Below are 12,489 nucleotides of genomic sequence, written 5' to 3'. Positions count from 1 at the left end.
ATACTATTTCTGTCAGTTATCGTAGATTGGCCATCGTATCAGTCTCTTAATAAATGGGTAACTTAAGTTCGACTAACCTATTACCTGATAACCAATAAACACAGAAGCAACTAACCCTCCTTGTGGATGATTTTTCAACGTCACTTCCCCCGAGTGCATTTCAACTATACGTCTAATAATGGCTAAACCGAGCCCTGAACCGAGGCTTCCACGTGCTTTGTCGCCTTGGGTGAAAGGTTCAAAAAGGCCAGGTATCTGTTCTTCTGGGATACCAGAGCCAAAGTCGCGAATAGAAAAACATAACTGCTTTTCCTTTTTATAATGTCTAGAAGTGATTTCAATATTGTTACTGCCATAACGAAAGGCGTTTTCGATTAAGTTGTCTAACACTCTTTTTAAGGCCACTCGCCTAATTAATGTTTTTGGTAATGAGCCAAGATCTAAAATAATTTCATGGTTTTCTTCTATATTCCTGATTTGTGCGGCGTCTCTGATAAGATCGTTTAAATTACTTGCTTGCATACACTCTTGTTGATCTTGGCGCACATAATCAATAAATTGATCAATGATTTCGTTCATATCTTCAATATCGTGAACTATGCCTTCTTTCACCCAGTCTTGTGATTTAGGTAACATTTCTGAAGCTAATCTGATACGAGTTAGAGGTGTGCGTAGGTCGTGAGATATGCCAGCAGTCAGCAACGCTCTGTCATCTTCGAGTTGTTTAATACCCTTGGACATTTGATTAAAGGCATGAGTTACTGCTATTAATTCGCTGGAACCTTCTTCTTTTAGGGGCTTAGGCACTTGCCCGCGGCCTACTAATAAGGCCGCATCTTGTAGGGCTTTTAAGGGGCGATTTAAGCGTCGTACAAAAATTAAACTACCGCCAACACTTAGAATACCAATCATTAGCAAGTAAACTAAATGCGGTGAACCATCGCCTTGCCCCAATCCAACCATGGGAATAGTGATCCAAATATTAGGATTTTGTGGCGGGTTTATCCAATACAGGTAAGGTTCGCCATGAGTTATCCTGACTTGTGCTTCACCACCCAAGCTATCTGACATTTGCTTTGACCAAGATTGATATGGGATGGATTGCTCTAAACCATTGTTAATGGCTTCTGACTGATTATATATATGCATACCAGCGGCTTGGTAAAAGCGTGGATCTAATTTAGGCGTTTGACTGTCGATATCCTCAACAAAAGCTAACTTAATTTGTGTTGCAAGCAAATTATTAATTTGCTGCACATTAGGGCTAACAAAGTAAAAGGTTACTGAAACCAAAGATACAATTTGGTTAATAAACAGTAAGATACCAATCAATAAGACCGTCTGACCAAAAGAACTTTTGGGTAGAAATCTCACTTAAGTAAATGTACGGGTGTAAGTACGAGTGAAGGTACGGGTAAGATTGTGGATGTAATCATGTAAGTTAATCACGGAGGTTAAGCCGTATTTTCACCGTCTGGTACAAACACATAACCCAAACCCCAAACGGTTTGAATGTAACGTGGATTTGCAGGGTCTTCTTCTAGCATTCGGCGTAGGCGTGATACCTGCACATCAATACTACGTTCCAGCGCACTATAATCACGACCTCGTGCTAGGTTCATTAGTTTATCACGAGACAGAGGTTCTCTAGGATGAGTAACCAAGGATTTAAGCACTGCAAATTCACCACTGGTGAGAGTCATCGGCTGGCCTTCAGTACTCATTTCTCTAGTACCTAGATTAAGTGAGTACTTACCAAACTCAATAATTTGTTCTTCAAGAGACGGTGCGCCTGGTGGTTCAGTTGTTTTACGACGAAGCACTGCCTTTATTCTAGCGAGTAACTCACGGGGATTAAACGGTTTAGGTAGGTAGTCGTCAGCGCCCATTTCTAGGCCAATAATACGGTCTACTTCATCACCTTTAGCGGTCAACATTACGATGGGAATTCCGTTTTCTTTTTGACGTAAACGTCGACAAATAGACAAACCGTCTTCACCAGGTAACATCAGATCTAGTACCATAAGATGAAAGTTTTCACGCTCTAACAATCTGTCCATTTGTTCAGAATTAGCTGCGGCTCTGACTTGAAAACCCTGTTCAACTAAGTAACGTTCTAGAAGACTGCGTAGACGCATGTCATCATCGACGACCAAAATTTTTGTTGTTTCTTGTCCCATAACCTAATCCAAATAAGTTGCATGCCAGACTACACTATAAGTGAAAGCCAGCTAATTCAAAAGGTTGCGTTGATTAGTAACACATTTGGATTGTTACAAAGTTTGTCATAGGCAACCAGTCTTAAGGTGTGATAGAAAATGAACTTAAAAGAATTTTTTACCAGTTAAAGCAATATACATGGCGAAAACACCCACCAAGGAATATAGCACCTCAAAAAAGCTTATTTTGCCGGCTGTTTGATTGATAAGCATTGAAACAATCATAGCGGCTAAAATTAATGATGGAACAGCAACAATACCAATTAAAATACGGATTTTAATGGGGAGTTTTTGTTCAGTATTGATTGGCTTCAGCATTATTTATCACTTACCCAATCCATCTGAAAGCCGGCGCGGCGTTTTTTATCCAATAACTCTTCTAAAAGTGGCATCAGTATAAGCTCCATAGCTAGGCCCATCTTTCCACCAGGCACTACAATAGTATTAATTCGTGACATAAACGCGCCGTCAATCATCTTGAGTAGGTAGGGGTAATCAACACTCTTCATTTCGCGGCGAAAACGCACCACTACGAAACTTTCGTCTTGACTGGGTATTTCGCGGGCACTGAAGGGATTAGACGTATCGACTGTGGGTACCCTTTGAAAGTTAACATGAGTCCGTGAAAACTGTGGAGTAATGAATTTAAAATAATCATCGAGGCTACGCACTATGCTACTCATAACCGCTTCGCGAGAATGCCCACGGTCTGTAGTGTCACGAACAATTTTTTGGATCCACTCCAAGTTAACTATGGGTACCATGCCAACTAATAAGTCAACGTGTTTGGCTACGTCGACATCATCGTTGGTGACACCACCATGTAATCCTTCATAAAAAAGTACGTCGGTGTTTTCAGGTAAATCTTGCCAAGGAGTGAAAGTACCGGGCATTTGGTTAAAAGGTACCGCTTCATCAAAAGTGTGAAGATATTGGCGGTGTTTACCCATGCCGGTTTCAGCATATTCAGTAAATAAAGACTCGAGCATCTCAAAGTCGTTGGCTTTGGGCCCAAAATAACTGATGTGCCTGCCCTGCTCTTGTGCCTTACGGATCGCAACTTCCATTTCAGGTCGCGTAAACCGGTGGAAGCTATCTCCAGCCACCACCGCTGCATTGACTGACAAATTACGAAATATGTGTCGAATAGCATTGGTAGTCATAGTTGTGCCTGCACCAGACGAACCAGTGATAGCGATTATGGGGTGTTTAACTGACATTCAACGCACTTTGCTGCTTAATAAAGGTCATTTATAAGCAAGCTTGGCACAGTGGTCAAGCGTTAGTTCCTTTTGATTAAGATAGTTAGCCTAAAAAAACACCTTGAATTTGGTGTTAAGTTGTCATTTGGCAGTAATTAGCGGCGCAACTTGCTATCATTTTCAACGAGCTCAAGGCTTGTCAAGGCCCTACATCTCTCAACAGTTTTGTTTACGAGGAGCACTCTTAGATTTTTCAGATTGTGTGGTAAAAGTTACCTTGAACTTAGGCTGTGCAAAAATAAGATAAATTGTTATGCCTTAGTCAAACTTGTCGCTAATCCTATTTTAAGTCTTGACCAGTAAGGTCTTGCAAACAATACCTTGTATAATGTGCGATGCTAAGACTACGAGCTGTTGTGCAAAGTGTGTTTTCACAATAATATTCAACTCGTTCATTATCATCACGAAATAAATGCGCTTATGGTTTGGTCTTTGTTTGTTACAACTAATATCTGAGTCGTATTGAGTCTTATGTTAACTAATTATTACATCGTTTATTAAAAATTAAGGTACAACAACGCTATGAATTTTAAACGCGGAATACTTCTAGCCATCGTTATAGGTTTGATAGGCGCTTTTTTTGTTTTTGATTTAGGTCAATATCTGACTCTCGAAAGTCTTAAATCAAATCAACAACAGTTAGCCGATTCTATTCAACAGAATTGGTTTCAAGCATTTATAGGCTACTTTCTATTGTATGTAGTAGTCACAGCTCTTAGTTTGCCTGGTGCTGCAATTCTTACCCTAGGTGCTGGCGCATTATTTGGGCTAGGTTGGGGATTGTTGTTGGCCTCGTTTGCATCGACTATCGGGGCTACTTTCGCTTTTTTAGTTTCTAGGTTTTTGTTGCGAGATTGGGTTAAGAAAACGTTTTCTAATAAAATTAAAGCGATTGATGAAGGTATTGCAAAAGACGGTGCGTTTTACTTACTCAGTTTGAGAATGGTGCCTTTGTTTCCATTTTTTGTAATCAATTTAGTCATGGGCGTCACAGGTATTCGAACCCTCACCTATTATTGGGTAAGCCAAGTAGGCATGTTGATAGGCACAGTTGTCTACGTGAATGCGGGTCTTCAGCTTGTAGAGATTAATACCCTTGCAGATATCGTTTCTGCTGATCTGATCTTATCTTTTGTTTTGTTAGGGTTATTTCCTCTTATTGCTAAATTCATTATCAATATGCTTAAACAACGCAGAGTTTATAAAGGCTGGCAGAAACCTAAGACATTTGACCGCAATATAGTGGTAATTGGAGCTGGAGCGGCGGGATTAGTGACAGCTTATATAGCTGCCGCAGTCAAAGCATCAGTAACCTTAGTAGAAAAACACAAAATGGGTGGCGATTGTTTAAACACAGGTTGTGTGCCTTCAAAAAGTTTATTACACGCCAGCAAGCTGGCAAATATACATAAGAACTCACAAAAAACAGGTGTAAGTTACGCAGCGCCTCAAATTGATTTTAAAGCGGTCATGAGCCAAGTTCATAGTGTGATTAAAACTATCGAACCACATGATTCAATCGAACGTTATGAGTCTTTAGGTGTAAATGTAGTCACAGGTAGCGCAACTATCGTGTCTCCCTGGCAGGTCGATATTCAAACCGCAGACGGCATTCAATCGTTAACGACTAAAAACATTGTAATAGCTACCGGGGCTAGTGCATTTGTGCCACCTATTCCTGGTTTACAAGATGTTGATTACCTGACTGCAGATACGTTGTGGGATTTAACTGAACAACCAAAACGTTTGGTTGTGTTAGGTGGGGGTCCTATTGGCAGTGAGTTGTCTCAAGCGTTCGGTCGATTAGGTACTCAGGTCACACAAGTTGAAATGTTATCCCAGCTATTAGCAAAAGAAGATCCAGATGCAGCGCAGCACTTATACGAACAACTCATTAAAGACGGAGTCGATGTGCGTTTAAACACCAAAGCTATTGCGATTGAAAAGATAGCTGACGACAAGTTTATTGTGCTTGAAAAAGATGGTGAGCAAGAAAAACTGCCCTTCGATGAAATACTCATTGCTGTGGGACGACAAGCTAACTTAACTGGGTTTGGTTTAGAAAAGTTAGGTATCGAAACTAATCGCACTGTTGTGACCAATGAATTATTACAAACTAAGTATCCCAATATTTTGGCTGCAGGTGATGTGGCGGGGCCTTACCAATTTACCCATACAGCAGCACATCAGGCTTGGTTCGCGGCGGTAAATGCACTGTTTAGACCCTTTAAAACATTCAAAGTGGATTACCGTGTTATACCTTGGGCCACATTTACTGAACCAGAAATAGCTACGGTAGGCTTAAATGAAACCGCTGCGCAGGAGCAAAACTTAGCATATGAAGTGACACGTTATGATATCGGTGGTTTAGACCGAGCTTTAGCAGACGATCATGCTCGTGGTTTTGTAAAAGTACTGACTGTGCCCGGTAAAGATAAAATAATGGGTGCCACAATAGTAGGTGCTCATGCAGGTGAGTTATTAGCTGAATTTGTTTTAGCCATGAAATACAATTTAGGCATGAATAAATTGCTCGGTACTATTCATATTTACCCAACTATGGCAGAAGCAAATAAAAATGCAGCAGGAGTCTGGAAACAAGCCCATGCACCTAAAAAGTTGTTGGCATTTGTTGAGCGTTTTCATACCTGGCGCCGCTCATAATGGATAACCAAGATGTTAATTCAAAAATCCTCTCTTGTTTATTGGCAGCGGGTTTGATGCTGAGCTCAACTTCCGTGGTGGCTTTTGACCATCAGCACCAAATGTTTAATCAAGTGTTAAATGATGTAGTGCGATTGTCGCCTAATAAGAGGCAAACGCGGGTCGATTACGGACTGCTGAATAAACAGCCTGAACAGTTAAACCGATATTTGGCTGCGTTATCATCAGTCAAACAAAGCGAATACAAGTTATGGACAGACGATGAGCAACTTAGTTTTTTGATCAATGCATACAATGCCTTTACTTTGCAGCTAATTAACCAGAATTATGGAAAGTTTCAAAACGGCAAGGTTGAGTCGATTAAAGATTTAGGCGGTTTTTTTTCTAGCCCATGGAAACAGTCGTTTTTTACTCTGCTCGAGGAGAAACACAGTTTAGATGATATTGAACACGATATGATCCGTGTATGGTTTAAACGCCCCCGCATACATGCTGCTTTGGTATGTGCTGCAGTGAGTTGCCCACCGCTGAGAGACCAAGCTTTTGTTGCAGACCAATTAAGTCAACAGCTTGATGATCAAATGCGTCAGTTTTTATCCGACGATCAGCGCAACACCATCAACTTAAGTGATAACCGTGTAAATCTCTCTTCTATTTTCAAATGGTATGGTGAAGATTTTGAGACGGGACAACAAGGTTTTACTAGTCTTAAAGACCTTGTTAAGTTGTATCAGGCTGATATGGCCGACTCTCCTCAACAACTGACGTGGTTACAAAAGCAAGACTTTAATATTCGCTATTTAGACTATGATTGGCGGTTAAATGATATCTCTACTTTCTAAATATTTGGACAGCGTAGTTGTATTATGTTTTTTATCTCTATTTGCGGCTCCGGCCAATGCTGATGTGGTAGTGAAGTCTGTCGCCACTGTTGAAAAAAATAATCCACAGTGGCAACAAACCTTAGAAGTAGCAAAAGGTCAGTCGGTATATCTCTACGCTTGGGGCGGTTCAAAGGCGGTGAATGAATATTTACGTTGGGCAACAAGAGAAATTGCTCAGCAATATCAAATAAAATTAATTCACGTGAAGGTGACTGATCCTTCTGAACCCGTCTCACGACTCAAAGCTGAAAATGGCCGTACTAGTGCGATTGATTTGATGTGGATTAACGGTGAGAATTTTGCATATTTGAAGCAGCAAGGCTTTTTGCTCGGTAATTTATGGTTAACCATTCCTAACACTGCCTCTTTAGCGGTTGATCGCTTACCTATCACTGTCGATTTTGGTGAGCCTATGGATGGTTTTGAAGTGCCTTGGGGTATTGGACAGTTTAACCTGATTGCTGAAGATGGGGTGTTTCAACAGCCACAAGTCAACGCAAATTCATTGTTAACTATTGCAAAAAATAATCTACAAACCATCACTTACCCTAGGCCGCCTGAATTCCATGGCACCACTTTTTTAAAACAGTTGTTAGTTGACTTAACCAATGCGGACTCGCGTTTATATTTGTCGGTCACAGCGCCAGCTCAAGAGCAGTTATTACCCGTTTTATGGCAATACTTAGATCAACTGCACCCATATCTGTGGCAACAAGGAAAAGCATTTCCGAGTTCGGCTGCTGAACAACTATTGTTGTATCAACAAAGCGCCCTTTCGATGGCCGTGAGTTTTAACCCTAATCAATGGTTAAAAGAAAAGAGTACCCAGCAAATATCTGAGACGAGCGAAAGACGCTATTTTACTGATGGTGCGATCACCAATAGCCATAATCTTGCTATCCCAAAATCGGCACCTAGCCCAGAGGCAGCTAAAGTGGTGATTAACTTTATGTTGAGTGAAAAAGCACAGAAAGAAAAATTCACAGGGGTATGGGGTGACCCTTCCGTGATTAATTCTTTGTTCGATGAAAAAGCGATCATGCCTGCTCATCCCGAACTTCACAGTTCATGGCATGTTCTTATTGAGGACGCATGGCAGCAACGATACGGCGGGTAATGGGATGATGCCGACAGCGCGAATACGGAGAATAGCGCTCGCTAGTGGATGGTTGCTGGTGTGTTTGATTTCATTACTGCCAATATTAGGTATTGTTATTGGTTTGTGGCCACATGAGCAAATTACATTTTCTGATTTGGAGTCTTTCTTAGGGTACCAAGGTTTGTCTACTTCGGTATTTATGACTTTATTCAGCGCAATATTTAGTACTTTAATATCCTTGTATATTGCGTTTATGGTTTATAGCCAATACCACCTAAGTCGACGTTTACAGTCTATTGAAAAATACCTTGCGCCACTTTTATCCCTACCGCATCTTGCTATCGCTTTAGGATTAGTATTTTTATTTAGCGACGGTAGCGTATTTTTTGTGGATTCAGAGTTGCCCCGCAAAGGTTTACCCACCTTGATCATTGCCATAGTCATAAAAGAAGTCCCCTTCTTCCTATTGATTTTCAGTGCGATTGGTCGCCAATTACCCATCAAATATTGGCTATTGCAGGGTAACGCTTTGGGTTACCAAAATTATCGTTGCTGGTGGTTTTTAGTGTTCCCTGCATTACTCAAACAATCTCGTTTGGCGTTGTTAGCTGCGACGGCCTATACCCTATCGGTGGTAGATGTCAGTTTGTTAGTGGGACCTAATATCCCTGAGCTGTTCGCGGTAACGGTGTATCGTTGGCAAACCAGTTTTGCGGTTGGCGATCAGGCGTTAGCCTTTTGGGCTAACGCTTTACTAATGATACTTTTAGTTGTGTCGGTATTCATTTTATATGCTCATGAAAAGCTTGCCCATATCGCTTTAAAGGCGATGGCAATACATGGTAGCCGTTTTCATATTGGTATCATTAATCCTGTATTTAAAGCTTGGTTACCTATGACGGGCGTACTGACCGCTTTGATGGTAGTGATATTCGTTTTGTGGTCGTTTGGCTTTAACTTACATCGTGATAGTTTTGCCATAACACAGTCAAGTCTTCGGTTATGGCAAGACGAATGGCTGTTTTTTGCCTTACCGTTACAAAATTCATTACTGATTGGATTATTTGCGGGCGTATTTGGTGTTGCGATAGCTTTATTGGCATTAGAATTACAGCGCCAAAAGGGTAAATATTGGCCTGACTATTATTGGTTGCTAGCCATCATTTTACCTCAGCTAAGTATGGTATTGGGTTGGCAGATACTGCATATTTGGTCCCAAGGAGGTTACCACAGTGGTTGGATTGTTTTATCGCACCTACCCTTTACGTTTGCCTATGCATATTTGGTTTTAAAAGGCCCGTTTCAGAGTGTTGAACCACGCTATGGATTGTTGGCCACAAGTTTTGGTTATTCATCATGGCAGAGCTGGTGGTATGTAAGATTTAGGTTGTTACTACCCGTCATTTTCATCGCCTTTGCGATAGCATTTTCGGTTAGTATTGCTCAATACATTCCTACCTTGATGATAGGAGCAGGGCGAGTAACGACTATTACGACTGAAGCCGTCGCTATTGCTTCTGGTAGTCAGCAAGACCTGATTGCTTTATATGTGTTACTACAATCTTTTTTGCCTTTTATGGCGTTTTTTTTGGCGGCGTTATTAACCCGTAGATTTCGAGGAAGTATGGGAGGCAGTAATATGGAAAGGGACAAAATAGGAGAGGACAGTGTTAGACATTATTAATTGCCAAATCGAGTCTAAAAAGTGGTGCATCACCTTGCCAGATATATATGTGGATAAAGGTGAATTACAGATGATCACTGGTCCCAGCGGTATTGGAAAATCGACCTTACTTCACTGGCTGTTAGGTAATATTCCTGTACATGTGAATATTAGCGGACAAATTATGCTATCGGGTATTAATATCACAGATTTGGCAATTGAAAAAAGACGTGTGGGTCTATTGATGCAGGACGTGTACCTCTTTCCTCACTTAAACGTGCAAGACAATATCTGTTTTGCATTACCTAAGAGTTCATCGTTTTTTTCAAATAAACAGCGGCGTTTAGAAGCACTCAATATGCTCGAACAAATCGACTTAGCACATCTTGCCGCTCGTTATCCACAGAATCTCAGTGGTGGTGAACGTTCGCGAGTGGGGTTGATAAGAGCCTTGGCTAATCAACCCCAAGTGATGCTGCTTGACGAACCTTTTGCCGCACTTGATCCCAGTACTCGTGAACAAATGGGGGATTGGGCATTTCAACAGTTGGCCGACCAGAATATTCCCATTGTAATGGTGTCTCATGATGTAGAGGACATTCCTTCATCAGCCAAGCAGTTATGTTTGGCTGATTATTATCGTGAAAAGAAATAGGAATCATCGATGATTGACCCCTTATTAAACAAAATACTCAGGCTCCCATTAGCACTAGCAGCCAAACCTTTGATTCGTTTTGGCATCATGGCAGATCAAGTAACAATTTTTGGCTTTATTTTAGGGATAATGGCTGTGCCCGCCATTATGAATCAACAATTTACCTTAGCTTTAATACTGATACTGCTCAACAGGCTGTGTGATGGTTTAGATGGGGCGGTTGCTCGGCAAACGCATACTAGTGATGCAGGCGGTTTTTTAGATATTAGTTTGGATTTTATATTTTACTCGGCAATTGTTTTTGCTTTTATCGTTAGCCACCCCGAACAAAACGCAATAGCAGGCAGCCTATTAATGTTGTCGTTCACTGCAACGGGGAGTTGCTTCTTAGCCTTTGCAATCATGGCCAGCAAACATAATATCGACAATCCGCATTACCCCAATAAAAGCATGCATTACATGGGAGGTTTGGCCGAAGGTTTCGAAACCATAGTGGTGTTGTGTTTATTTTGTCTATTCCCAGAGCACTTTGTACCTATCGCATTAGTCTATACTGCGGCTTGTGGCATAACTGTTGGAGTGAGAATTGTGACTGGTTATCGAACACTTAACGGACTTAACTAAATAGGATTTTCATGAAAAAATTATGGGTGTTATTGCTAATTATTGTGGTAAGTCATGCTAAAGCAGATGTTGAAATTGTGCCTTTGGATATGGAGTTAGGCTATTGGGAAATAACAGCTCAGATAAATATTGAGGATATCCTAGACAGTATCCCTTTGGAACAAAGAGCAGCTGCGGGTGCAATGATGTCAAGTAAAATCAAGATACCCGTTATTAAGCAATGTATTACCCAAGACACACTTGATGATCCGGCAGCGCAAATGAAGGCGTCATTCAAATCTGTAGGTGCAGATTGTGAGCTGCAAGTGATTAAAAGTACCCTCCAAGTGTTTAATGGTGTAATGACTTGTGCAAGTGGCTCCACAAAAGTAACTATTAGCACAAAATCGATTAACTCAAAGCGCCATGAAAGCCTAATAAATACCGATATGGGTGGTATGAGTCAACATAATATTAAAACTATTGGTGAGTGGAAATCTGCGACCTGCCCTAATGGGATCTAATAAAAATAAAAAATTTAAACCCTCGCGGTGTTTAACCACTTAATTCAACTGATTAGCTGTGTTTTCGTCGAAAAGGCATCAACAACAAAGTTTTTAGACTGGTATTGGTTTGTGGACTTGAATACTCATTCAGTCCCAATTTGATGCCATCGTCACCAGTTTTTGCTTCTTCTGTGTAACTACCAAATAGCCTGTCCCAAATAGATAGATTAAAACCAAAATTACTGTCTGTTTCATACACCACTTGGCTGTGATGAATACGGTGCATGGCTTGAGTCACGATTAACGTTCTTAATAATTTGTCGACTTTAACAGGGAGTTTGATATTGCTATGATTGAAAATAGACGTAGCATTAAGGAATACTTCAAAAATCAAAATAGCCAATACAGGGGCACCTATTATCAGTATGGCAACAATTTTCACCAGTAAACTCAGGGCTATTTCTAAAGGATGAAAACGTAATCCTGTTGATGCGTCGAGGTGAGGATCTGCATGGTGAACTCTATGTACACGCCAAAACATCGGAATACGATGAAAAACTCGATGTTGCCAGTAAATTAAACAATCAAATATTAATACTGTGATAAGTACGCTTAGCCAAAGACTAGTTGAAACATGATTCCACAAACCAATGTGATTATTTTGAGCGAATATAGCTATAGCTGCCAAGCCTGAGGGTATCATCAGTCTCGCCGCTACTGTACCGAGTAAAACCATAGAAAAGTTGCTCAACCAGCGTTCAGCTCTGCTCACAGGCGATAGACGATTTGGCCTCAGGTTCTCCCATAGCATCATACCAGCGAGTACGGTAATGAAAACTCCTAACCTAATCCATGTATCATTCATCATAGTGAGTGATGGTAGCCCTTTAAGTGAATCAATTAGAAATATGTAATTAAATTCTATATTATAATC

12 protein-coding genes are annotated in these 12,489 nt (G+C 40.8%); 7 read left to right on the top strand and 5 right to left on the bottom strand.

What is annotated here, in order from left to right:
• Positions 1–72: 72 nt before the first annotated feature.
• The 4 genes from envZ to QZ562_RS15575 form a co-directional block, all read right to left on the bottom strand.
• The gene (gene envZ, locus QZ562_RS15590; protein WP_293761965.1) at positions 73–1,374 is read right to left on the bottom strand and encodes a two-component system sensor histidine kinase EnvZ; all 1,302 of its coding nucleotides are present in this window, start codon (positions 1,372–1,374) and stop codon (positions 73–75) included.
• Between the two features lie 80 nt (positions 1,375–1,454).
• Positions 1,455–2,180 (bottom strand): two-component system response regulator OmpR, encoded by a 726-nt coding sequence (ompR, locus tag QZ562_RS15585; RefSeq protein WP_293761963.1) that lies wholly within the window; start codon positions 2,178–2,180, stop codon positions 1,455–1,457.
• Between the two features lie 144 nt (positions 2,181–2,324).
• Complete coding sequence (locus tag QZ562_RS15580) at positions 2,325–2,537, bottom strand: hypothetical protein (RefSeq protein WP_293761961.1); 213 nt, start codon at positions 2,535–2,537, stop codon at positions 2,325–2,327.
• Entirely contained in the window at positions 2,537–3,439 is a 903-nt protein-coding gene (locus QZ562_RS15575) for a phosphoribulokinase (RefSeq protein ID WP_293761959.1), read from the bottom strand. Before QZ562_RS15575 ends, QZ562_RS15580 begins: the two co-directional genes overlap by 1 nt.
• 564 nt (positions 3,440–4,003) lie before the next feature.
• On the opposite strand from QZ562_RS15575, the gene QZ562_RS15570 reads away from it, so the two are divergent.
• The 7 genes from QZ562_RS15570 to QZ562_RS15540 are packed head-to-tail and all read left to right on the top strand — an operon-like array spanning position 4,004 to position 11,573.
• Positions 4,004–6,145: a bifunctional TVP38/TMEM64 family protein/FAD-dependent oxidoreductase gene (locus QZ562_RS15570; protein WP_293761957.1), complete on the top strand. Its 2,142-nt coding sequence runs from the start codon at positions 4,004–4,006 to the stop codon at positions 6,143–6,145.
• On the top strand, positions 6,145–6,987 hold the full coding sequence (locus QZ562_RS15565; protein WP_293761955.1) for a DUF547 domain-containing protein: 843 nt from the start codon (positions 6,145–6,147) through the stop codon (positions 6,985–6,987). Before QZ562_RS15570 ends, QZ562_RS15565 begins: the two co-directional genes overlap by 1 nt.
• Entirely contained in the window at positions 6,968–8,146 is a 1,179-nt protein-coding gene (locus QZ562_RS15560) for an ABC transporter substrate-binding protein (RefSeq protein WP_293761953.1), read from the top strand. The genes QZ562_RS15565 and QZ562_RS15560 overlap by 20 nt, the downstream gene beginning before the upstream one ends.
• Positions 8,103–9,812: an ABC transporter permease gene (locus tag QZ562_RS15555; protein ID WP_363315371.1), complete on the top strand. Its 1,710-nt coding sequence runs from the start codon at positions 8,103–8,105 to the stop codon at positions 9,810–9,812. Before QZ562_RS15560 ends, QZ562_RS15555 begins: the two co-directional genes overlap by 44 nt.
• Positions 9,796–10,446: an ATP-binding cassette domain-containing protein gene (locus QZ562_RS15550; protein ID WP_293761951.1), complete on the top strand. Its 651-nt coding sequence runs from the start codon at positions 9,796–9,798 to the stop codon at positions 10,444–10,446. Before QZ562_RS15555 ends, QZ562_RS15550 begins: the two co-directional genes overlap by 17 nt.
• A gap of 9 nt (positions 10,447–10,455) precedes the next feature.
• Positions 10,456–11,070, top strand: coding sequence for a CDP-alcohol phosphatidyltransferase family protein (locus QZ562_RS15545; RefSeq protein WP_293761949.1), 615 nt, complete (start codon positions 10,456–10,458; stop codon positions 11,068–11,070).
• An 11-nt stretch (positions 11,071–11,081) separates the two neighbouring features.
• The gene (locus QZ562_RS15540; protein ID WP_293761947.1) at positions 11,082–11,573 is read left to right on the top strand and encodes a DUF3617 family protein; all 492 of its coding nucleotides are present in this window, start codon (positions 11,082–11,084) and stop codon (positions 11,571–11,573) included.
• Positions 11,574–11,625: 52 nt separating this feature from the next.
• Here the strand turns inward: QZ562_RS15540 and QZ562_RS15535 are convergent, their stop codons facing one another.
• The gene (locus QZ562_RS15535; RefSeq protein ID WP_293761967.1) at positions 11,626–12,423 is read right to left on the bottom strand and encodes a sterol desaturase family protein; all 798 of its coding nucleotides are present in this window, start codon (positions 12,421–12,423) and stop codon (positions 11,626–11,628) included.
• Positions 12,424–12,489 lie beyond the last annotated feature (66 nt).

This window comes from uncultured Paraglaciecola sp. (assembly GCF_913058035.1).
In the GTDB taxonomy this organism is placed as follows: Bacteria; Pseudomonadota; Gammaproteobacteria; order Enterobacterales; family Alteromonadaceae; genus Paraglaciecola.
This window is presented reverse-complemented; position numbering and strand designations above follow the sequence as displayed.

Coding starts and splice junctions, on each gene's coding strand:
- ompR (WP_293761963.1), bottom strand. CDS start 2,180: ATGGGACAAGAAACAACAAAAATTTTGGTCGTCGATGATGACATGCGT.
- QZ562_RS15580 (WP_293761961.1), bottom strand. CDS start 2,537: ATGCTGAAGCCAATCAATACTGAACAAAAACTCCCCATTAAAATCCGT.
- QZ562_RS15570 (WP_293761957.1), top strand. CDS start 4,004: ATGAATTTTAAACGCGGAATACTTCTAGCCATCGTTATAGGTTTGATA.
- QZ562_RS15555 (WP_363315371.1), top strand. CDS start 8,103: ATGTTCTTATTGAGGACGCATGGCAGCAACGATACGGCGGGTAATGGG.
- QZ562_RS15545 (WP_293761949.1), top strand. CDS start 10,456: ATGATTGACCCCTTATTAAACAAAATACTCAGGCTCCCATTAGCACTA.
- QZ562_RS15540 (WP_293761947.1), top strand. CDS start 11,082: ATGAAAAAATTATGGGTGTTATTGCTAATTATTGTGGTAAGTCATGCT.
- QZ562_RS15565 (WP_293761955.1), top strand. CDS start 6,145: ATGGATAACCAAGATGTTAATTCAAAAATCCTCTCTTGTTTATTGGCA.
- QZ562_RS15535 (WP_293761967.1), bottom strand. CDS start 12,423: ATGATGAATGATACATGGATTAGGTTAGGAGTTTTCATTACCGTACTC.
- QZ562_RS15560 (WP_293761953.1), top strand. CDS start 6,968: ATGATATCTCTACTTTCTAAATATTTGGACAGCGTAGTTGTATTATGT.
- QZ562_RS15575 (WP_293761959.1), bottom strand. CDS start 3,439: ATGTCAGTTAAACACCCCATAATCGCTATCACTGGTTCGTCTGGTGCA.